At 52.8% G+C, this 20,632-nt stretch carries 19 protein-coding genes; 11 read left to right on the top strand and 8 right to left on the bottom strand.

What is annotated here, in order from left to right; all coding sequences use genetic code 11:
• Window positions 1-65: 65 nt before the first annotated feature.
• From OLTU_RS02590 to OLTU_RS02580, 3 genes are read left to right on the top strand one after another with little or no spacing between them, the layout of a single operon-like run.
• The gene (locus OLTU_RS02590) at window positions 66-1,214 is read left to right on the top strand and encodes an acyl-CoA dehydrogenase (protein WP_141731200.1); all 1,149 of its coding nucleotides are present in this window, start codon (window positions 66-68) and stop codon (window positions 1,212-1,214) included.
• 42 nt (window positions 1,215-1,256) lie between these two features.
• Window positions 1,257-2,243, top strand: a complete 987-nt coding sequence (locus OLTU_RS02585; protein ID WP_141731199.1) for a hypothetical protein — start codon at window positions 1,257-1,259, stop codon at window positions 2,241-2,243.
• Between the two features lie 35 nt (window positions 2,244-2,278).
• Window positions 2,279-2,764, top strand: a complete 486-nt coding sequence (locus tag OLTU_RS02580; protein ID WP_141731198.1) for a DUF2058 family protein — start codon at window positions 2,279-2,281, stop codon at window positions 2,762-2,764.
• Here OLTU_RS02580 and folD read toward each other — a convergent pair.
• Together folD and OLTU_RS02570 are read right to left on the bottom strand one after the other, a co-directional pair.
• A complete protein-coding gene (gene folD, locus OLTU_RS02575; RefSeq protein WP_141731197.1) occupies window positions 2,761-3,621 on the bottom strand; it encodes a bifunctional methylenetetrahydrofolate dehydrogenase/methenyltetrahydrofolate cyclohydrolase FolD in 861 nt (286 codons plus the stop codon). The two genes, OLTU_RS02580 and folD, sit on opposite strands and share 4 nt — an antisense overlap.
• 117 nt (window positions 3,622-3,738) lie before the next feature.
• A complete protein-coding gene (locus tag OLTU_RS02570; protein WP_141731196.1) occupies window positions 3,739-5,004 on the bottom strand; it encodes a hypothetical protein in 1,266 nt (421 codons plus the stop codon).
• A 97-nt stretch (window positions 5,005-5,101) separates the two neighbouring features.
• On the opposite strand from OLTU_RS02570, the gene OLTU_RS02565 reads away from it, so the two are divergent.
• A complete protein-coding gene (locus OLTU_RS02565; RefSeq protein WP_176736273.1) occupies window positions 5,102-6,034 on the top strand; it encodes an ABC transporter ATP-binding protein in 933 nt (310 codons plus the stop codon).
• Window positions 6,027-7,076 (top strand): ABC transporter permease, encoded by a 1,050-nt coding sequence (locus OLTU_RS02560; protein WP_141731194.1) that lies wholly within the window; start codon window positions 6,027-6,029, stop codon window positions 7,074-7,076. Before OLTU_RS02565 ends, OLTU_RS02560 begins: the two co-directional genes overlap by 8 nt.
• Here OLTU_RS02560 and OLTU_RS02555 read toward each other — a convergent pair.
• Window positions 7,063-7,806 carry an MnmC family methyltransferase gene (locus OLTU_RS02555; RefSeq protein WP_141731193.1) on the bottom strand — a complete coding sequence of 248 codons (744 nt, stop codon included), beginning with the start codon at window positions 7,804-7,806 and terminating at the stop codon, window positions 7,063-7,065. The two genes, OLTU_RS02560 and OLTU_RS02555, sit on opposite strands and share 14 nt — an antisense overlap.
• Before the next feature lie 165 nt (window positions 7,807-7,971).
• On the opposite strand from OLTU_RS02555, the gene OLTU_RS02550 reads away from it, so the two are divergent.
• The 3 genes from OLTU_RS02550 (at window position 7,972) to OLTU_RS02535 (ending at window position 12,188) form a co-directional block, all read left to right on the top strand.
• Window positions 7,972-9,375 carry a dihydrolipoyl dehydrogenase gene (locus OLTU_RS02550; protein ID WP_141731192.1) on the top strand — a complete coding sequence of 468 codons (1,404 nt, stop codon included), beginning with the start codon at window positions 7,972-7,974 and terminating at the stop codon, window positions 9,373-9,375.
• A 50-nt stretch (window positions 9,376-9,425) separates the two neighbouring features.
• Entirely contained in the window at window positions 9,426-9,950 is a 525-nt protein-coding gene (locus OLTU_RS02545) for a YgaP family membrane protein (protein WP_141731191.1), read from the top strand.
• Window positions 9,951-10,373: 423 nt separating this feature from the next.
• Window positions 10,374-12,188, top strand: coding sequence for a hypothetical protein (locus OLTU_RS02535; RefSeq protein WP_176736271.1), 1,815 nt, complete (start codon window positions 10,374-10,376; stop codon window positions 12,186-12,188).
• A gap of 351 nt (window positions 12,189-12,539) precedes the next feature.
• On the opposite strand, the gene OLTU_RS02530 is transcribed toward OLTU_RS02535, so the two are convergent.
• From OLTU_RS02530 to OLTU_RS02515, 4 genes are all read right to left on the bottom strand, one after another.
• A complete protein-coding gene (locus tag OLTU_RS02530; protein ID WP_218109799.1) occupies window positions 12,540-15,176 on the bottom strand; it encodes a 7TM diverse intracellular signaling domain-containing protein in 2,637 nt (878 codons plus the stop codon).
• 720 nt (window positions 15,177-15,896) lie between these two features.
• The gene (locus OLTU_RS02525) at window positions 15,897-16,739 is read right to left on the bottom strand and encodes a hypothetical protein (RefSeq protein ID WP_141731187.1); all 843 of its coding nucleotides are present in this window, start codon (window positions 16,737-16,739) and stop codon (window positions 15,897-15,899) included.
• A gap of 75 nt (window positions 16,740-16,814) precedes the next feature.
• Window positions 16,815-17,000 (bottom strand): hypothetical protein, encoded by a 186-nt coding sequence (locus OLTU_RS02520; protein WP_141731186.1) that lies wholly within the window; start codon window positions 16,998-17,000, stop codon window positions 16,815-16,817.
• Between the two features lie 437 nt (window positions 17,001-17,437).
• Window positions 17,438-17,950, bottom strand: coding sequence for an RES domain-containing protein (locus OLTU_RS02515; protein WP_141731185.1), 513 nt, complete (start codon window positions 17,948-17,950; stop codon window positions 17,438-17,440).
• Window positions 17,951-18,025: 75 nt separating this feature from the next.
• Between OLTU_RS02515 and OLTU_RS02510 the strand changes: the two genes are divergently transcribed.
• The 3 genes from OLTU_RS02510 to OLTU_RS02505 all read left to right on the top strand — a co-directional run bounded on the left by OLTU_RS02510 (window position 18,026) and on the right by OLTU_RS02505 (window position 19,657).
• A complete protein-coding gene (locus OLTU_RS02510; RefSeq protein ID WP_141731184.1) occupies window positions 18,026-18,619 on the top strand; it encodes a hypothetical protein in 594 nt (197 codons plus the stop codon).
• Between the two features lie 141 nt (window positions 18,620-18,760).
• Window positions 18,761-18,928 carry a hypothetical protein gene (locus OLTU_RS31745; RefSeq protein ID WP_176736269.1) on the top strand — a complete coding sequence of 56 codons (168 nt, stop codon included), beginning with the start codon at window positions 18,761-18,763 and terminating at the stop codon, window positions 18,926-18,928.
• A 108-nt stretch (window positions 18,929-19,036) separates the two neighbouring features.
• Entirely contained in the window at window positions 19,037-19,657 is a 621-nt protein-coding gene (locus tag OLTU_RS02505) for a hypothetical protein (protein ID WP_141731183.1), read from the top strand.
• A gap of 312 nt (window positions 19,658-19,969) precedes the next feature.
• On the opposite strand, the gene OLTU_RS02500 is transcribed toward OLTU_RS02505, so the two are convergent.
• On the bottom strand, window positions 19,970-20,209 hold the full coding sequence (locus OLTU_RS02500; protein ID WP_141731182.1) for a hypothetical protein: 240 nt from the start codon (window positions 20,207-20,209) through the stop codon (window positions 19,970-19,972).
• Window positions 20,210-20,632: the final 423 nt, after the last annotated feature.

The raw sequence follows: 20,632 nt of genomic DNA, 5'->3' as shown, positions 1-20,632 counted from the left end.
GCTCCGGTCCGCGCTACAACCTAGGGACGAAAACTGATCGTTGACCCTGGAATCGGAGTTTTGCCATGACCCAGATCTCGGCTCTGACCGTCCTGAACGAGGATGAAAAAATGTTTCAGGGCGAAATCGCCCGCTTTGCCCAGCAGGTGATCAAACCCAAAGTCCTGCAAATGGACGAAACGGAAACCATGGACCCTGGCCTGATCAAGCAGCTGTTTGAAACAGGTCTGATGGGCATCGAATTGCCGGAAAAACTGGGTGGTGCAGGCGGCAGCTTCTTCATGGCGATCCTGGCCATTGAGGAACTGAGCAAGGTCGACCCTTCTGTTGGTGTTCTGGTCGACGTGCAGAATACGCTCGTGAACAATATTTTCCTGCGTTATGCGAACGATGCCCAGCGAGCCAAGTATGGCCCCATGCTGGCCAGCTCGAAAGTGGGCTGCTACTGTCTCACCGAACCCAACTCGGGATCCGATGCTTTCGCCATGAAAGCGCGCGCCTATGATGAAGGCAGCCACTGGCGTCTTGAAGGTAAAAAAATCTTCATCACCAACGCCAAGGAAGCGGAAATTTTCATCGTGTTTGCCAACGCCAACCCTGAGCAGGGTTATAAAGGCATCACGGCCTTTATCGTGGAAAAAGGCACACCCGGTCTTGCGCTCGGTAAAAAGGAAGTGAAGCTCGGCATCCGCGCATCTTCGACCTGCGAAGTGCTGCTCGACAATGTGAAGATCCCCAAGGAAAACCTGATGGGTGAGTACGGCAAGGGCTACAAGATCGCCATCGAAACGCTGAACGAAGGCCGCATCGGTATCGCGTCGCAGATGCTGGGTCTGGCTCAGGGCGCATTTGATGGCGCTCTGAAATATTCCAAGGAGCGCGAGCAATTTGGCAAACAGCTGGCCGACTTCCAGGGCATCCAGTTCCAGATTTCGGAAATGGCCACGGAAATCGAAGCCGCACGCCTCATGGTTTATAACGCGGCCCGCTTGAAGGATGCCGGTCTGCCCTTCGTGAAGGAAGCGGCCATGGCCAAGTACTTCGTGTCGGATGTCGCCGAACGCGTGGCGTCCAAAGCCCTCGAAGTCTATGGTGGATACGGCTTTATCAAGGAATTCCCGGCCGAGAAGTTCTATCGGGATGCGAAGATTGGTAAACTGTACGAAGGCACTTCAAATATGCAGCTGCAAACTATCTTTAAACTCCTCGACTGAATCAGGATCCCAGGATCCCTGGTTCCCACGACCGGGGGTCCCATGAACCGATTTCTTCTCCTCCTGATCGCCCTTACTCCTGGCTGGCTTCCGGCGCAGAGCCTCCGTACTGATCTGCAATCCATACTCCCGAAGCTTCTTTGCAAAGGCGGCAAAATCATTCCGTCCTCGCGTGAGCTTTGGAAACATCAGCTTTATGAAACGCAGCTCGATGCCGCCTGGATTCGCAGTGCGGATGACACGCAGCCTTTGATTCCCGAGGATCTGGCCACCATCGCCAAAGACCAGGCACTGGCCAAACAGCATCACGGCTATGCCTATGGACTTTGCACGGCGCATGAGGCCTGGATACTTTCCACACCAGCGGCCGATGCCCTGAGCACATGGACGGCAGACGGTTTAAAGCTGAATCTTAAAATCATGCAGGGGCGCTGTGAGAAGGTGGCTCTGCATTATGCTGAGGCTGGTCAAGGTCGCCCCAAGCAAATTAAGAAAATGCGAAGCCGGGCGGCGGAAACACTCTTCGTGCATCCGGAACTGCTGAAACCGGGTACGATTGGACTTACGTGTTATCCCGCGGATAAAAAACAGGGGCCTGAACTCTGGTCTCTCATTCCGATTCAAAATGTGAAAACCGATCGCATTCCGCATTTTACATCCCACCATCGGGAAGGAACCGGCGGGCTCATTCAATGGATTCAGGACATTCGCAAGGCCCAGGGTCTTACCGTTCTCAAAACCGAAATTCCTTTGCTTCGCAATTTTGCGAACCAGCTCGTGGCGGATCCATCCATTCGACATCCACACGCCAAACTCATGGCCCAGAAGCGTCTTATGGCGAAGAGAAAAATCAATATCCTCGGCGAAAACCGTGTCAAAGCGACAACAAACGAGCAGATGGCCTGGCTTTTGTGGTTTTCTCCGACTCATAGACAACTTCTCCTGCATAAGAAAGCGACCGCACTCGGCTTTGAGATGGCGCGTCTTCAGCATGAAAAATTACTTGTCTTGGTGCTCGCCAAAATCTAGCATGACCCGCGAACGGCATTACCCGGGAGCGTGTTATGAGTTTGAGAGATCAACTCCTCAAATCCGGTTTGGCAGACAAGAATCAGGCAAAAAAGGCTGAAAAAGAAGCAAAAAAACGGCAGCATCAGCAGCTTCTGTCGCCGGATGCCATCAAGGATGAGATCAGCAAGGAAATTGCTGAGAGGAACAGGCGTCAGCAGGAAGCCGATCGTGAACGCAACCGTTTGCTGGAAGAGGAACGCCGCAAACGCGAAGGCATCCATCGGGCCATGGACATCATGGTGGCCGGTGACCTGCGCGAATCCGCTGCGGAAATTCCTTACTATTTTATTCATCGGGAAAACAGGATCAGTGAAATTCTCGTAACCGAGGTGCAGCAGATGCAGCTGGCGGAAGGATCACTGGCGATTGTTTCCTTTGATCCTGACTTCCGTTATTTCCTGGTGGATGCCAGCAACGCGGAGAAAATTAGCAGCTGTGCGCCGCACTTTGTCCTGTGCTGGCATCAGACGGCGGCTTAACGCTGGCTGCGTCTTTCGTAAGCCGTCATGCAGTTGCTCAAAAGACTGGCTATGGTCATCGGGCCCACGCCGCCGGGCACGGGCGTGATCCAGCCGGCCTTGGCTACGGCATCTTCATAGAGCACATCGCCGACCAGTTTTTTGCCCTGACCATCGCGATGAATACCCACATCGATGACCACCGCACCGGGCTTGATCCAATCCCCGGTGACCATATGCTTCACACCGGCCGCCACCACCAGAATATCAGCCTGGCGGCAAAGTTCGGCAGGATTCACCGTTTTCGAATTGATGCTTGTGACCGTGGCTCCGGCATTGCCGAGAAGGACGGCCACCGGCAGACCGACGAGCACGCTGCGACCGATCACAACCGCGCGTTTGCCTTTCACATCAATCCCTGTGGAGTAGATGAGCTCCATAACGCCGAGCGGTGTGCATGAGGTCAGGCCAGGACGTTTCCAGTTGAGCAGTCCCTGGCTGTAAGGAGTCAAGCCGTCAACATCCTTCTCCGGCGAAATCAGGTCGATCGCCTCATCGCTTTTCATGTGCTTGGGCAGTGGCAGCTGCAAAAGAATGCCGTCCACAGCGGGATCGGCATTGAGTTTACGCAGATGCTCGCTCAGCGTTGCCTGGGTGACATCAGCCGGCAGAGTCACCGATCGACTTTCAATGCCGACTTCCGCGCAGGCTTTTTTCTTGTGGCCCACATACACTTCACTGGCAGGATCGTTCCCCACCAGAATCACGGCAAGGCAGGGAGGGCGCTGGCCGGCAGCCTGCAATGCTTTGATCTTTTGTTTCAATTGATTCTTGATGTTTTGAGCAATCACTTTGCCATCGATGATGTGCGCGGTCATGAGAGGCACCTTAAGTGAAAGATTGTATCGTGGGTGGTTCGAACGCGGGGACTATAGGCGATGCCCTCTCTGATGACAAGCAAGATCGTCATCGCATCGCCGCGTCCGGAAGGGGAATCAGCTCATGGCTTCACACACAGCCTGAACCGACGCGATCAGATTCCGGTCACTGTCAGCCTCGGCCCCATAGGCATCCCCACAGTATCCAAGATGGCTGCGTTGAACATTGGCACCCTCCATTTTCTCCAGCCAGCGCTGCTCGGATGGGGCCACAGTCTGCGCCCAGGCGACCGGCAAAAGGGCAATATGTTCGCCCTCCGTCTTCAGTTCAGGACAGACAGCCTCCAGCTTTTTGCGGGCCCGTTTCAGGCGTTTCACGGCTTTCACGACAGCCGGGGCCTGCACGGTCAATTCAAAGTTCAAGGTGGCCTGATAGCAGATCTGCTGGGCATCGACCTGCACCTGCACCTCCTCGGCCGGAATTACCAGGGTCTGCGGCAAATCAGCCGTGTTGTCGGTTCTGTGTTGCGACAGAATGACAAGACTCACGGGCTTGGTCTTGCTCGCGATATTCAGAAGGCGGCTGGGCCAAAGATCCTTGGGCAGCCAGGGCGTCGCTTCCCAGGGACTTTGCGCCACGACCAGACGTTGCCCGGTCACGGCGCCCACCGTGGTGGCGAGCTGCCAGGTTTTTTCTTCATATTTGGCGGCCATGATCTGGGCGCGGGTATGGATGATGAGGCGATCCTGCGAACGCAGGTCGGTGATCAAAGGTTCGAACAGGCGATCCCAGGGGCCGGTCCATTGACCTTTGGCAGCCTGAAGCGCCCGTGCGGCCAGGATTTGCGCCGAGGCGGGGGAAAGATCCGGCACGCCCCACAGATGAGCCAGATGTTCGAGCACGATCAGGGTCGCGCTTTTTTTATCGCCTTTCCACACCTGGTTGAAGGCCTGCGCCTGTTCCTGTTCGGTGCCCGCTTCCTTTTCGAGCAGCTCCAGCAGCAGGCTCCAGTCACGGGTGGCCGCTGTGCCGCCCATGGCTTTGGCAACTTCCGGGGCCAGAATGGAAGGGCCTTTGGCTGTCGTAATTTTTTGTGCAGCGAGAACACCAAAACCCTGCCGCGGATGAAAAGCCTCGGAAATTTCCGCGTTTTCGGATTGCAGCACACTCTGCACATAATCAAAAAGTTCGGCACCGATCGCATGCAAACCACAGCTCCAACTGCCATGTTCGCGCGACGTAAGCCGCAGGCGACCGCCGATCCAGGGTTCGCGCTCCACGAGTTCGAAAGTCCAGGTCGGGTGGCGCCGACTCAGTTCACATAGCGTCAGAAGACCGCCCAGCCCTGCGCCTGCGATGATGACGTCTGCTGGTTTTTGCATAGCTTCATTCCTTCAAGTCCAATGCGACTCTGTACTGCCGCTTGTTTTCGGAGGCGCTGCCCATTACAATCCCCGTTTTAACATCAGGGAGACGTGGATGGAACCCCTTCTCACCGCACAGCACCTGCGCAAGAAGTTTGGCAAGCTGACTGCTGTCGATGATATCACACTGAGCGTTCAGGCTGGAGAATGTCTGGCCTTGCTTGGACCCAATGGCGCTGGCAAAACCACAACGGTTGAGATGCTGGAAGGTTTGCAGACACCTGATGCCGGTGAAATCAGGATATTCGGCCAATCGCTGCGCACCCATCGCCAGGCCATCATGCAAAACGTCGGCGTGATGCTCCAGGAAACCCAGCTTTATAAGAAATTGACGGTCAAGGAAACGCTCGAACTTTTCGCCAGCTTTTTTCAGAAGAGCCTGAAGGTTGATGAAGCCATTGCCATGGTGGAACTTAACGATAAGGCGGATACCCGGCTCGAGCATCTCTCCGGTGGCCAGAAACAGAGAGCCTATCTGGCATGTAGTCTCATCAATGAGCCGCGGCTTCTGTTTCTCGATGAACCGACCACGGGTCTGGATCCTCAATCCCGTCGCATGATTTGGGATCTTTTGCAAAGGCACAAGGGTCGCGATCGCGGCATTCTTCTGACAACGCATTACATGGACGAAGCGGAAAAACTCGCCGATCGCGTGGCGGTGGTGGATCACGGTCGCATCATCGCGGAAGGGACGCCGGCGCAGCTGATTCAAACCCACTGTGGCGAGCAGGTGGTCTGCTTCCGTTATGTGGGAATGGAACCCAACCCGGTGCGTGCGCAATTGGAACCGCACCTGCCCTGGCTCAAGGATGCGGTGATCATTGATCATGGTTTTGAACTCGTGGCCCGGGATCCCGTGCAGACGATCACTGAACTCAGTCGGGCCTCGGATCAACAGAATTTAAAACTCGCGCAGCTCGAAATGCGCCGTTCCACGCTGGAAGATGTCTTTATTAAACTGACGGGAAGGAGCATTCGCGATGCTTAGTCGCAGCCTTTGGCAGCAGGTCAAATGTCGTTGGCGGGAGTTCCGCCGGGAGCCTTCCGCCTTTTTCTGGGTGATGTTCATGCCCATCCTCTGGATGGTGGTGCTCGGCTTTGCCTTTTCCAAGCCGCGACCGGAATCCTATGGTGTGGGCTGGCTGTCGCCTGCGGCTCCATCGGAGTTGAGCGAGCGCACGCACAAGGCTCTGAAGGAGAATCCTCAAATCAAACTGCGCGAAGCGGATCTGGGTGAGCTTGAGACTCGAATTAAACGCGGTGAGATTTCCATGATCCTCCAGTTTGATGCCGGGAACAAGGCCATCTATCGCCTCGATCAGAACAATCCCGAGGCGGTGCGGGCACGGAATTTTGTGAATGACCTGGTGCAACGGCAAGGCGGTCGCCTGGATCCTGTGCCGCAGGAATCGGCGAATATTCAGGCGGAAGGCGGGCGTTATGTCGACTTTCTGATTCCCGGGCTTTTGGGTCTTAGCATCATGACGTCGAGTCTCTTCGGTGTGGGCATGACGATCGTCAGCAACCGCAAGGAAAATCTTTTGAAACGCTATCTCGCGACGCCGATGCGTTCCCATGAGTTTATCGTTTCCCACATCTTCGGACGTCTGATCATCCTTGCTGCGGAATTCTCGGCGGTGATGATCGCCGGCTTTGTGATCTTCCGTTTCAGTCTTTATGGAAACTTTCTGCACTATCTTCTGTTCGCGATCCTCGGGGCGGCGGCCTTTACCGCTTTGGCCTTGCTCTGCGCCTCGCGGACCCGCAGCGTGCCCATGATCTCGGGTTTGACCAACCTGATCTCACTGCCGATGATGATGCTCTCGGGCGTTTTTTTCTCGAAGAACAATTTTCCGGACTGGCTGCGTGAAGGCACGGCCTATTTGCCTTTGACTGCACTCAATGATGGCCTGCGAAAAATTGCATTGGAAGGCTTGCCGATTCAGGCGCTCGGACCTGAGATCACGGTGCTCGGACTCTATACGTTGGTCTGCGCCGTGATCGCCCAGCGCCTTTTCAAGTGGTTCTAAGCCAGGCGCGCAGCCACTGTTTTTTCCCTGTTCCTTCTCCACTCTGAGCCTGGGGCGTTTTCATCCGCTCCTGGCTCCAGGATGCACCTTCCAAATTATCCCGGACCATCCGCGCCACTGAATAGGTGACGAGCTGCACTGTGGGATGACTCACCGCGCGCAGTTTTTCAAACCATTCCACCGACCAAAGCTCGGGGTTTTTCTTCGGTGAGAAGGCATCCTGCCAGATATAGTGAAAGGTGAGAGCGGAAAGATCGGCAAGCCGCGCATCTCCCACCAGAACGAGCCAATGGAAGAAACGTCCACTGCAGGGATGCTGAACCCGCGCCTTCCAGTTTCCCGTCTCAGGGTCCTGTTGCAGGCTTTGCGACCAGAGTTTCCAGTCCTCGGACCAGCCTTCCTTCCAGTTGCATTGGGGATCAGCCAGCGCCGCGACCAGCTCAGGCGTATGCTCAAGACTCACAAGCTGAAGATCATGACTGCCAGAACCTTGCATCCAGCATTCCAGGGTCATCAGCGCGTTGTACCCCAAACCCAGGCCGACATCCAAAACACCGAGCGTTTGATCGGATGCCAGCACGTGGGAGCGAAAGCCGCTGGCTTCCATATACAGGCTGTCCGCCTCAAAGCGGGCTCCTTTGATGGAATGAAATTCCTCATCGTAAGCAGGATGACGCAGTGTAAGAGTGCCATCCTGAGTCACGACCAGGTCATTGAGTGAAACAGCCATGCATTTTTCCTCTGAAGCCTGTCAATCGCAGCCTGTCTATCATGGAGCAAGGGCGATTGCAAGGCCCGCTGGCTGTCATTTTGCATAGACACTTACGGAGTCAGAGGAGGTGGGGCATGCCGAGGATTGCATCGCATTCCACCGCAGATAACCTGGAGGCCAATCATGCAAAAACGTTATGATGTCATCATCATCGGAGCCGGCACAGCGGGTCTCGCCGCGGCGAAGGAAGTCAGTCGTCATACCCGCAATTTTCTGCTGATTGATCACGGTCCCCTGGGCACGACCTGTGCGCGTGTGGGCTGCATGCCGTCCAAAGCCCTGATTGAAATGGCTCATGCCGCGCATCGGTCGCGTTCGCTGCAGACCATGGGCATCATTCCGGGGCATGATGAGGTTCACGTCGCCAAGGTCTTTGAAAGAGTTCGCCAGTTGCGCGATCATTTCGTGCAGTACGTGGTGCGCGGCATCGAGGCCTGGGATCAAAACTTTCGCCAAGGGCACGCGCGCTTCACCGGGCCATCCACGCTCCGTGTGGATGACAGATATGACCTGGAAGCAAAGAGTTTCATCATCGCCACCGGCAGCCAGCCTTTCATTCCAGCCGACTGGCCGCAAAATCATCCGAATATTCTGACCACCGACAATTTTTTTGAGCGGGAGCACATTCCTCAAAAATGGGCGGTCGTGGGCCTGGGACCGATCGGTCTTGAACTCGGCCAGGCGCTGTCCTTTTTAAATCTTGATGTGCATGGCTACGATCGGGAGCATCGAATCGGGGGTCTTGTGAATGAGACCCTGAATGATAAGGCCGTGGAAATTTTGCAAAAGGATCTCTGTTTGCATCTCGGGCAGGCCGTGAGTGTTGAAGAGTCAGGGGGGCAGCTGCTCCTGACAGCCGGTGAAAACAAACAAACCGTTCATGCCGTCCTTGCCGCTTTGGGCCGTAAACCAAACGTCGCCAGTCTTGAGCTGGACAACACCGGCTGCACATTCGATGCGCATGGTCTGCCTGAGCTCGATAAGGAGACGCTGGCCATCAAGGGTCTGCCTATCTATATGGCAGGTGATGTCGACCGCACGAAAACCATTCTTCACGAGGCGGCCGACGAAGGCTGTGTCGCCGGTTATAACGCGAGCCATGAAAAGCCTATGAAAATCGAGCGTCGCACGCCGTTGACGGTGGTCTTTACGCATCCTGGCATCGCTTCCGTGGGTCGCCGCGAAGTCGAAAACGACCGTATCATCGTCGGCAAGGCATCCTATGAGGATCAGGGTCGCGCGAAAATCATGGGAGCGAATCAGGGTGCTGTGCATGTCTATGCCGAGGCCACGAGCGGTCGGCTGATCGGAGCGGATCTGATCGCCCCTGAGGCGGAGCACCTGGCTCATCTTCTGGCCTGGTCCGTTCAAAGTCAGCTGACTGTTCAGGATATGCTCAGGCTTCCCTTCTATCACCCCACCCTGGAGGAAGGTTTGCGCACTGCGGTTCGGGATGCGTGCCGGCAGCTGCCGAGGCCGGAGGCCACCATGCCCGTTGACTACGGTTACGCCACCCCCGGCTTGTAAGGCTGGCAAATTTCCTGCATGTGCAGGGTGAACGAATACTGCAAAGATTCATGATGGAGACCCGTATCATGCAACCCAATCTTTCAAATTCTGAACGGATGGCTTCGATGGCTGTGGGCTCTGCGGCATTGATCTATGGTTTTATGGGAAATGGATCCGCCTCCAAACATCTCGAAAAGGCAGCTGGCTTTGCCCTTTTCCTGCGCGGGTTGAGCGGCTACTGCCCCCTTTACCGCGCTTTCAATCGCAAGCCCCTGCATGCGCCGCACGACATCGAACGATCCATCGTGATCGATCGCTCGGTCGAGGAGCTTCGCAGTATGCTCGACGAGGGCGATCCCCTTTTCCATGAAAGCAGTCGCAAAATCTTTCCGATCACAGCGGGCTATCTCCTCTGGGATTTGGAGCTCGAGCCCATCGGCGATGGGCGCATGACTCATGTGAAGGCGACCCTCTCTGAGCACAACGAGCCGTTTGAGCTGAAGACTTATCTTTCGCGGAATGTGTTGAAATCCATGGCGGATAGTGAGTTGTCTCGGATCAAGGAGTTGCTTGAGTCGGGGGTGCATGCTTAGAGCGTATAGCCTTAGCTGTTTCCGGGAGACCTCTGCAACTTCAAAACACTGCGGTTATGGTAAGTTCGATAGCTTCATCAAGAGCGCGAGCGCTGTTCCGAAAATTTATCACGGAGGCTTTTTCCAGTTCGGGCACCAACTCTCCACCATAACATTGTGAAGACAGCTGTTTAACTTATTGAATTGTATGCATTTTTTATCATGGCTGCTTACTTTATGAAATCATGAAGTTCAACTTCAATATATCCTAATAATTTATTAAATCAGCGAATTTAGTAAGTTATAAGGCGACGATCGAAAATTTGTGGACTCATGCATGGCGATAGAACGACGTCACGACTATAAATCACTTATTAAGCGGCGCCCATCCCTGACCGAACAAATACAAAGAGAGGAAGTCCACGTTATTACGGGGTGGAAAGAATGTTCGCGACAGCCTTGCCAACTCTGAGAGTTTGGATTCTTATCCTTTTGAGCTGCACCTTTGGTTGCAGCGGCGATAGTGGTGGCACCTCGGCTGTTCCAGCCACCAGCGCTACGGATGTGAATGATCCCACCAATCCCGATAATCCTGATGATCCCGATGAAGCCGATCCCGAAATCGACGATCCGGAAACACCTGATGATCCGGCTGATCCTGCCAACATCATCATGGGTCAGGTCGGAACGCTCGCCCTTGATCCCAATGCCGCCATGGAAGTCAGCGCTTATGTCCTCAACAGCGACGGAACCAAAGGAGCCACGGTAGGAACAGCGACTGTGGACGTGAACGGCAACTTTCAATTGCAAATTGATCCGAACATTCAATCCGTTGAGTTCGCGGTGCAGACCACGGGTTCAGGTCTTCGCTTGAACGCAGGAACGCCCATCGCGCGTTCGCGCGTGACCAGTCTGAGCAAGGATAAGGTTGTGGCCATTAATCCGGTGACGGAAATGGCGGCGGAACGTATGGATAAACTGGTTGCCGAGGGACAGACTTTTGCGGTCGCCAGGGTTCAGGCTACAGCGGAAACCCGAGCCGCAACCGGTATCTCCAATACTGAGGTGGCGCCAGGGAAAATCGCTGAGATTACCGATGCTGCCAGCGATGCTGCACGTTATGGTCTTTATTTGCAGGGTTTGAAGGGCTATGCCACCGCATTGGGTGGTGAGGATTCAGAATTCATAATGGCCTGGAAAAAGGATTTCAGCGATGGAAGCATGGATGGGAAGCTTTCCACGACAGCCTTGAGCGTGGGGTCTGAAAAACTCCTGCATGAGCGCAGCTATGACAATATCCTGCGTGATAACATGAAGGAATACGTCAAGGCCCAAAGCAGCACCACGGTTTCCTTCAATTCCATTCCGGATCTCGACGCGAATCCCGCAGCAACCATCAACATGCTGTCCGATTCGGAGAAATCAACCTACTCCCCTCCGACTCCAACTTATTATGATCATTGGGTCGAAATTCGTCCAGGCAGCGGTATGAGCACAGAATTTGATTCCCTGACCGACTGTCTTGGTCCCTTTACTCTTGTTCGCACCAATGCCTATGGTCAGACCATCACCACGGGACCCTCGCTCCCTGTGCAGCTGAGCGAAAGTTCGAATGGCACCAATGGAACTTATCACAGTGCCGCCGATTGCAGTGATTCTGCGATCACATCGGTGACCATCAATTCCGGTTCATCGGCAACGGCCGACCTCTATTTTAAACCGGGGAACTATACGCCTCAATCCCTGATGATTTATGTCAGTTCCAGTGATGTGGAAAAAGTTGAAGGGGATTTCCTCTACCTTGATGCTCTTCTGAACGGAACGCCCATTGCCAACATACTGAATGTAGCTGTCATTGACAGTACGGCCGCATACCCTGCCTCGCATGAGTACATAGGCGATGCCGATTCCATGCTCACCCGGGATACCTGCTACCCTGTGGTGGCTGAGCTGACCAGGGGTGGGACCCCTGGTGCTGTCTTCCCGGGTACAGTAACCTTGAGCTCGTTCAACAACTCAGCGGTCGGCGCGCCGTCTGATGCCACGGCGGCGGGGTTCTATTCTGATGATTCCTGTTCAGCGAACCTGGTGACCTTGCAGATCACTCAGGGGAATACGCATAATTTCTTCTACGTGAAGATGCCGGCCGGTTATACCCGGTCGCCTTACTTTCCGCCGAATGGGATGATGATTTCGTATGTTCTGATTCCGACGACTGTTACGGCGGGGACTGCTTTTTGGGTTTATGGGGCTGATTAGGCAAGACTACGTTATTCCCTGAAATATGGGCCATCAAGTTTAAAATCGCTCAGAATCTAGAGGAGGTAAACCTGCAATCATCAAGTGATAGCGGCCCTGGCAATAGCGAGATAGCAGTTGAGCGCCTTTGCAAGCGCGGCCGTCGTGTGACTTCCGTTCAGACTTTATACGCTCTCAGGCTGCGGAATCTCCGCAGGCATGCTGGATGCACCCTGCCGTTGCCCAGGGTTTTAGCCACTATGGAAGTCTTCCAGGAAAAGACGTCCAGAAACCAAGTGGCGCCAGTGACACAGGTGGGTACATATTTAGTTCGTACAATAAGAGTACTAACGACTGAAGTGGTTACACTGTTCAAGCGAGTTTCGCTCTCATATCCCGGGGTTCATGCAAACCATGAGATGCCGTGGACTTGGGTAAGCGGATACGTAAGGTGAACGAGCGGAAGGATGTTGCCGATTTATCAGCTGGGAGATCGATTTCAATACTTCCTCCCAAGCCTTCGATCCGGCTCCTGACCGCATCCATACCAATGCCGCGGCCGGAAACCAGGGAAACAGCGTCCCGTGTACTCAGCTCCGGTACGAAAATCAGGTTGGCCGCTGCCGCATCATCGCCCTCTGGAATGTCCATTATACCTTGCTCCCGGGCCTTGCTTCGTAATTTCATGAGATCAAGGCCACGACCGTCATCCCTATAGGAAATTTCGTAGTGGTCCGCTGCCTCTTGAACGCGGATTATGATCGTCCCATATGTCGATTTACCGAGCTGCCGTCTTTCTTCAGGGGACTCCAGGCCATGATCGAGCGAGTTTCGCAGCATATGGGCGAAACTTTCCCGCAAGGCGTCGCCAACTCCCTGAGGCAGTTTCAAGGGAGTGGAATCAACTGAGATCCGAGGAGTGACCTTACCGAGTTCCTGAGCCAAACGCCCGACCTCCGCAATTTCGGCCGCAAGGATCTCTTGCAGCGACAATTCGGGCGATGAACAAGGCTGTAGTCCGCAGTCCTTAACCTTACGAAAGCGATTCTCCAGGATCGCCCAGACCTCCTGATATCGTTCAGCCAGTGACGCGGCCCTGGCCATCCCGCGGGTGCGTTCCTCCTCGTTAGTCTGAATCAAACAACTTTCCGCCTCATGTATGGCTTCGCTCAAGGCATTGAGATTGAGTGTGCGAGCGTCACCTTTCAAGGAATGCAAGCGTCCCAGTACGGCCACATGCTTTTTTTCATCCTGTCCATTTAATTTCAGAAGATCTTGAAGCTCATGGGCAATCTTCGCGATACGGGCACCCTGGAGCGGTCTGTCATCGCCGAGAAGATCTTTTGCGATCGCAACATCCTCGCTTTGCTGCAGGAGCTGGTTACGAAGAACCTTAAATTCGGTCACGTCTCGCACGGCCACGAGAATCTCGCGGATGCATCCGTGGCTGTCAACGATTGGATCCCAATCGATTTCGAGAGTCTTCTGAATGCCAGAGGGGAGAGCCAGATCGATTTCCCTTGGCAGGGAGCCGGTATTGAGTTCGAAGGAAATGCGGTCGCTGTCGATCATCGAGACAATGGTGCTGCGGATGCGACTCTGATCGTCGTGACCAAGCAACGAATGCTGAAAGATGAGCTGAATGGGATCCACCGTCAACGAATCGAAGGCGCCAAAGATCTCATGCAGATGGGGAGAATAATCAGCTCCCATGAGGCAGATCTGCTCTTCAAACCGGATGGCAAAGATACCCTGATGCAGGTTATTGAGGAGGGATCGCAATTCTCGGGTCCGTTCCTCCACTTTCAGGTCGAGTTCCTCGATGTGCCTTTCCCTCTCTGCGAGCAGGCGGCTTTGAATATGTACCTGCTCCTGCTCAGCCAGGAAAAGATTGTTCTTGGTCTGATGCAGCTCCCGCAATGTTTCCTCTTTTTGCCGGTTGATCGTGGCGATCCTTTCGCCGAGTGCAAAGGACAGCAGACAGAGTTCGAGGCAGAAGCCAAGACTTTGGCCCCAGGAGATGAGAGTGATATCGGTTGCGGTTATGCCCATGAGCGAAAGCATCGTTGCCAGGTTCAAGATAAGAAGGAAGGACCAGCCCAGCGTATAGTAACGGGCATAAGTGAGGCGTTTGGAAAGATAAAAGCCGGAGGCAAGCAGCGACACCGAGACGACCATGCTGAAGATGGCTGTTTGCTTGTTGAACCAGAGCTTGGCAGTTATCGTGTTCAAGAGGGTCAGGACGCCTAGAAAGATCAGGAATAGCAGGTACCGCCGCCAACGGGGGGCATGCTGTTTCAAAGCGAGGAATGCAATGGCGAAGGCGAGACCACTGATTTGAAGAAGATCCATATTGATCTTGGCCCCTTCGCCCATCCACCAGCTGCCTGTGGCATCAGGCAGCAGCTTCATCTGAGTGAAGCCCAGGAAGTTGCACAGATAGATGCAGACCGTGAGATTATATAAGACATAGAGAAAGTACACGCGTGATCGGAATCTGACGAAAATGAAAAAATTGTAGCAGAAAATAAACACACATGAGCCCAGGATGGCACCAAGGATGAGAGACTCGTCGCCAGCAAACTCCCGGAACGCGTCCGGACGCCAGATTTTTAAAGCAAATTGCACCGCGCCGAGCGATTTTTGCTCGAGATAGAAGGTGTGCATTCCGGGTGCGAGCATGATCCGAAACGCTGGGATGCGGGCATGGACCGAGCGATTCCGATAGGAAACCTGGTCGCCCTGCTCCTCGAGGAAGGTCAGTTTCCCATCCTCACGCCCTTCATAGAGCCGCAGTAGATCGGTGGCCGGATAATGGCTGGCAAGAAAAATTTCAATCGGTTTGCCCTGAGGATTCTCCACTCGGAATCGGACCCAGTAAGCGGTGGTCCCTGAATCATCAAAACCGAAGGAAGGAATATCGCGCGTAGTGTCTGCCCACTCCGCATACTGGGCTGCGGTGCCCTGCGAAAGATCGCCCGCGCCTTCTCTCTGGAGATGAACTTCCAAGTATGGGCTGAGCATGAGGCTATCGCTGTCCCCTAAATAGCGAAGAGCAGGCGCGGCTCGCAGGCCTTCGGACATGAGCCCATACAAGGACAATAGCAGTAGAAGCAGGAATCGATCCCGCAGGAAAAGCCAGTTCTGCCGAAAATTGGAAATAACAAGCTCCCGCAACTGCGTGTCGTCTTAAGGAAGACGATTCACCCCATAACTTCGTCGGAAGACTCTAAATTAAGATAAGGGAATTTGGGCCTTATGGCTTTTTTTCAAGAAAAGTGCTGTGAAATCATGGATGGAGGTGCCTTACTTCGTGGTAATCGAAGCGTCGCGCAGAGGCCGGAAATACTACATTGCCGTGACCGTTTCAAGTAATGAACATTATGAGAGGAAGCTGGAAGGGGATCTATCCCTGAATTTTCAGGCATTCGTGTTTCTCCACCATGAACCTCCCAAACCTATATGTCGAAAGCATCCCGGCCTGTCCAGTCCGTTCTGGGGATGGGCCGACAGGATTCGTTCTCAAAGGTCCGTTGACCGACCAAAACTTCCCGGTTTCATTACAGGCCAACGCCCATGCATAATCTTGCGACAATACATTAGGGGATTCGGCTTGCGGATAAAAACTTCTTAATTACTCCCGAGCGAAGAAAGACGGGCAGCAAAGCGCTATCCGCCTCCAGAGACAAATCAGAATTTCCAGACTCCTGAATCCCGACCCGCAACCCTTTATGGTCTGTCCATAATAGTATCGAGAGTCGAAAAAAATCGTTCGGCTCTAGCTCTCTTGAAGGTCATCGAACGGCCATCAGTAATGGAGGTGAATTTAATCACGCCATTGGTATCATCCCATGTGAGCCTACCTTCAATGGTTTTAGCTCCCAGAGAATTTCCACTCAGAGTTTTGCTTTCAGAACTTGAGGAACCATCTGCATAGTCCTCGATATAGGTCTGATCGCAGCCTTTGTCAGAAATGTCGTATGTGATTCCCTCTTTCCAGCCCTTGAAACCACAGAATTCCAGTTTATTCAGATACGCTTCGTAGGAACGATCCAGGGCCGTATAGATGGCCCGCTTTAGCTTGCACTCGTTTGATCCCACGGCCCAGCTGCAGATCAAGATGAATTGAGCTGGCTCCATAAGTTCGACGGACTTCAAATCGTCCTGCTGCTGGCATTTCTTATCCTTAAGCAGCGCAATGGTAATAGCGTAGCGATTGCCATCGACCTTCAGATAAACGTTTGCGGCGTAATTTGCATCCCTGGGAATTTCATTTAATTTCATAAGAAGAGGACTGCTTCGCGCAACCAGCGCCAGAGATCCTGCTGACGTGTTCTTGTCCTCGCAGTGAATGACCCAGGTTCCGTTTGCTTCAGGCGGCAGAGGGGCGATGCCTATCACCTCAAGATCCAATTTCTGAACCTCTTTCAGGGTTGTCGGCATCACACTGGTGCGAACACCCGAACTCACGACACGGTTTGGATCAGGAGGAGGAGTATTACTTTTGGAGGTTGTTTTACAAGATACGACAAAAAGAATACCGAAAAGCAAAATGGGATGAATGAAATTCAAAGTCGTCTCCTGTATATGCTTCAGTTTCTATCAACACCTCAGTTTGAGTGGACCGTATTGGATTTTCCAATGCGTTCAATTGCCAAAGGTCAGCCAAAGACCAAGAGTGACCTCATCGTATTTGACTTTGGTTTTCCCTTCGACACGTACATCCCCGTGCTCAAAGCCAATCTCGAGCTCGTTGATCTCACCCGTCACTGTCACGATTTGACCATCAATCTTTTCAACCAGAAGTTCAGCCACCTCGTCCGCAGCATCCACCAGTAGACCTCTTCTCCAATTTCCGGGTCTACCAACTCATTCTTTTTCAAGTTCAGCACAGCTTTGGTTTTCAAACGTTTCACTAGCTCCGCACCATAGCTCGAGAAGGGCACCAGACAGAATAAAGCAGCAACCACATACCGCATGACCGAACCTCATAAAGGGAAAGTTCCTTTCGCTTTTGCAAAAGCTGTGGCGCCCCTCCTCGCATCAATTTTTAAGGAAAATGTCCAAGCATTGGCGAATTTGTAGACAATAGCCCAATTAAACTGTGACTACAGAAAGTAAGAATCGCTGCCGTCGAAGGGAACTCAATGAAAATCATTGCCCATAGAGGTAAAGAAATATTTCCAAATAATTTCAGTAACTTTTAATTTTGGAATCAAAGCAGAGATGGGAGCTGAAGATTAAAGAGAGCCCGTGAATCGAGGACGCACTCAATCGAATATGAGCCGGTATTCATCGCAGATTCGAAGAACTTCCAGCTGCAGGGGACGCTTTGTTAATTTGGTAGTGCTCTTGATCTTAAGCCATTCCCGGGCACGCTCATATCTGGCGTAAACTGTTTCCCCATTCTTTGACGCTGGCCATTGGATGCCGTCGATCACTTTACATTCTGCGTACGGATTGTGATAAAAGCGTCGCGCCCAGGCCTGGGTGGTTGAACGCTTTTGATACTCGTCCAAGATCCCTTGAAAGGTTCCGGCCAGGAGCGGCCCATCACCTGTCAAATCCAAAAGCTCCAGGTCACGCAGAAGTTCAACCTCAACAAGGATACGGTCCGACTTCAAAACGCCATTGACGGCGTAATCGGTAGGGTAGGAAGTCAGGCACGTCTCCGCTATGCAGCTCTTAAGCGTCCCACCGAGGTAACAGATACCATATCCCTCATGTTCCCGAACTTCCCCAGCCGGATGGTGGTCAAATCTTCCCCTGGGGCTGGCCTCCATATCAGCAATATTTCAGACCATGGCCTGTCAAACCATTGCTCCTCATACGTTTGACGGACCCATGGAGGCCGCGATATGCTCATTATTCAAAAATTCCAAGTACTCCTGTTGCTTTTGGTCATTGTCGCCTTCCCCAAGGAAGCGCAAGCCCAAATAAGTTTGCCTGAGGCCTTTCCAGGAACCGTCATGGATGCCGACTTGGAGCCCCTTGTTGAACAATTCCTTGTCCTGGCCGTCAAGGCCAAGATCCGTTTTCCTCTTCCAAACAAGATCACCCGAATTCAGCTACTGCCCCACGCTGAGCTCATGGCTCGCATTAAGAGCCGCGGCAATATTCAGGCTGTGGCCATTCTGGAGCCAGACACGCAGGAAACCGAGATCCTGTTGGCGAGCGAATTGATCATCAATCCTATCGAGCTGCGCGTCCTCCTCTTTCATGAACTGCTGCATGCGGCGGGTTATGGCCATCCCGTAAAAGACTGCCACTGGGCTGAAAGCGGGTGTGGGATTATGGGCCAGTCGCCATTCCCGTATCTCTCTATGAAGAGTGAACACATTGATGATGTGATCCGGAAAAGCTTCACTGCGAGGTATCTTTCCAGACTTCCTCGGATTGGAGAAAATCTTGAAAGTCAAAACTCAGGCAATGATTCGGAGAGCAGCGATTAGCATCGATCATATCTTCTATGGCAGCGGCCAGCAGGTCTGGTCCTTCCTTCAAAAGGAGGCTGAAGAGTCGAGTTTGCTCGTTCCGATATGGAGCCCCAGTCCCTCGTATTGTCAGCTCAGAGACAGGACCAGAAGTCCCTGGTGATTGAAAAAACGGGCTTGTGTTTTGCACAGATATTTGGTCCCGGCGGCTCATATTCCGAGCAAATCATAATCTCGGTTGCTCAAGCCGAAAATCATCGTGGTACATCCCTGCTGATGCAATACCAGTTTAACTTCGCAGGTTTCCAGCTGCTCAATATTTCTTAAATACTTGATAAGTATGATTTTTTGGGGCTGCAAAAAATTAACTTTGTTGCCGCTCGAAGCCACCGATCTATTCAAAAGTAAACATTTTGAAGGTTAAGAGGATCCGTGATGAGATTACCCGCATGGCCAAAGTCAGGATTCCTCATCATTTGCATGACGTTCATGGCATGCGGTGCGGATGAAGACAAGCCGTCACTCCTGGAACGATTCGAAGCGGTCTATGCTTTTACAGATTGCGAGGAAGTCTACATTGGTACAGCCTTGGCACAACCCATATGGATGATCTCTTATCAGACTTACTACGGTGGGTACCTCGACCAAAAAGAAACGACGTTTCTGGATGCAAAGTGCAAAAAATCTTATACCTCTCTCAACCGTTGGGCCACCTATCGGATTCTGGACTCCTCAAACGAGGATACAGGAGAGATCCATCTGGAAATGAAAACCAGGAGAATATTGGCGGGCACAGCCGACTTTACTCCCTCTGATATGCCCGGAATTCCCGATGTGAGCTGCAATATTGAGATGGCTGACGATCTGAAAAAGGAAGAATGCAAAATCTACTTTAGTAAGGAGACCAGTCTAGTCAGCCGTTATGTGAGTGCCTACCTCACCGCCGAGGGCTTAAGGCCTTTCAAAAATATTGATAGCGGAGGCACGACGGAAGAAACGAGAAATCCGGAGCTGGCCCCCTATGTCCTGTCCGTTTTGGATGCGATTGCCCAGTAAGTAAGTCTGACTCCCACATCTAGCGGTGGATTGCTGCTCCCAGATGGTCGGGTGTCTGCACAGTAGCGTCTTGAGGTACATTGGTGATATGGGGCTGGGAAGACCGATCCACGCTGCAACCAATTAGAATAAGGGCTTCGACCGGAAGAAATCTGATAGGGAGACTCGGGACCCTGTCCGCATCGCGACGCCTTGGAATTCAAATTGAACTGTTGATTCAGGCGTAAGAGCTCGTAGTAGCGCTCATCAGCATAAGAGACAGCAATGGATAGGAATCCCCAAAATTTTCGGGCATTCATTGCAGTTTCCGCTTTAGCCTCTCATGTAGGTGAGGATTTGAATACCAAGTAGGATAAGTACACCAGCGATCATCATGATCACAGCGAGATCAACGAGGGGCCTGCCCTTACTTTTACGCTCGACTACTATAAACGCTATGAAGGTTGAATATCCGCCAATAAAGCTCCAATGCCGGAAGCGGTCGTCGATAAAGCCCCAGGCATAAAATGCCAAGCAGATTGCAACCAAGATTTTTTCCTGATGTTTCACCACCACGAACCTCCCAAACCCTATATGTCGCAAGCAGTCCGAACTGTCCAGTCCGTTCTGGGGATGGGTCGGCGGGCTTCGTTCCCAAAGGTTCATACACCGAACGAGGGTGATAAGGTTGCGAAAGGCTACTGACGTTGGCCAACCAAACCTTAAAACGCAAGTCGCAGCGCCGGCAATACCGCTCAATGTTATAAGATGCTGGGTCATTGCATTGATTAATATTGCAAAGGGATATTTGTTCCACCGCAATGATGGTTTATCATATCATAATCTACATGCCATATTAGCTCTGCACTCCCTAAGCCCGCTGCCTGCACTCGGCGTCGAATTCGATTAACTTATCAGCATGTTACATGACACTTTGAACTGCAATATTCCTGCATGGAGAGTGTCGTATCGGTGTCGGCCGACCTGGTGGGGACG

Origin of the sequence: Oligoflexus tunisiensis (genome assembly GCF_001748245.1) — a bacterium.
GTDB lineage: Bacteria > Bdellovibrionota_B > Oligoflexia > Oligoflexales > Oligoflexaceae > Oligoflexus > Oligoflexus tunisiensis.
Note: the sequence above shows the minus strand (reverse complement) of the source record. Positions and strands in the feature narration are given on the sequence as shown.

What these genes read in the sequence shown, in the direction of transcription:
- OLTU_RS02510 (WP_141731184.1), top strand. Translation starts at nt 18,026, where the DNA reads ATGCTCATTATTCAAAAATTCCAAGTACTCCTGTTGCTTTTGGTCATT.
- OLTU_RS02570 (WP_141731196.1), bottom strand. Translation starts at nt 5,004, where the DNA reads ATGCAAAAACCAGCAGACGTCATCATCGCAGGCGCAGGGCTGGGCGGT.
- OLTU_RS02505 (WP_141731183.1), top strand. Translation starts at nt 19,037, where the DNA reads ATGAGATTACCCGCATGGCCAAAGTCAGGATTCCTCATCATTTGCATG.
- OLTU_RS02550 (WP_141731192.1), top strand. Translation starts at nt 7,972, where the DNA reads ATGCAAAAACGTTATGATGTCATCATCATCGGAGCCGGCACAGCGGGT.
- OLTU_RS02555 (WP_141731193.1), bottom strand. Translation starts at nt 7,806, where the DNA reads ATGGCTGTTTCACTCAATGACCTGGTCGTGACTCAGGATGGCACTCTT.
- OLTU_RS02580 (WP_141731198.1), top strand. Translation starts at nt 2,279, where the DNA reads ATGAGTTTGAGAGATCAACTCCTCAAATCCGGTTTGGCAGACAAGAAT.
- OLTU_RS02565 (WP_176736273.1), top strand. Translation starts at nt 5,102, where the DNA reads ATGGAACCCCTTCTCACCGCACAGCACCTGCGCAAGAAGTTTGGCAAG.
- OLTU_RS02590 (WP_141731200.1), top strand. Translation starts at nt 66, where the DNA reads ATGACCCAGATCTCGGCTCTGACCGTCCTGAACGAGGATGAAAAAATG.
- folD (WP_141731197.1), bottom strand. Translation starts at nt 3,621, where the DNA reads ATGACCGCGCACATCATCGATGGCAAAGTGATTGCTCAAAACATCAAG.
- OLTU_RS02560 (WP_141731194.1), top strand. Translation starts at nt 6,027, where the DNA reads ATGCTTAGTCGCAGCCTTTGGCAGCAGGTCAAATGTCGTTGGCGGGAG.
- OLTU_RS02515 (WP_141731185.1), bottom strand. Translation starts at nt 17,950, where the DNA reads ATGGAGGCCAGCCCCAGGGGAAGATTTGACCACCATCCGGCTGGGGAA.
- OLTU_RS02545 (WP_141731191.1), top strand. Translation starts at nt 9,426, where the DNA reads ATGATGGAGACCCGTATCATGCAACCCAATCTTTCAAATTCTGAACGG.
- OLTU_RS02535 (WP_176736271.1), top strand. Translation starts at nt 10,374, where the DNA reads ATGTTCGCGACAGCCTTGCCAACTCTGAGAGTTTGGATTCTTATCCTT.
- OLTU_RS02585 (WP_141731199.1), top strand. Translation starts at nt 1,257, where the DNA reads ATGAACCGATTTCTTCTCCTCCTGATCGCCCTTACTCCTGGCTGGCTT.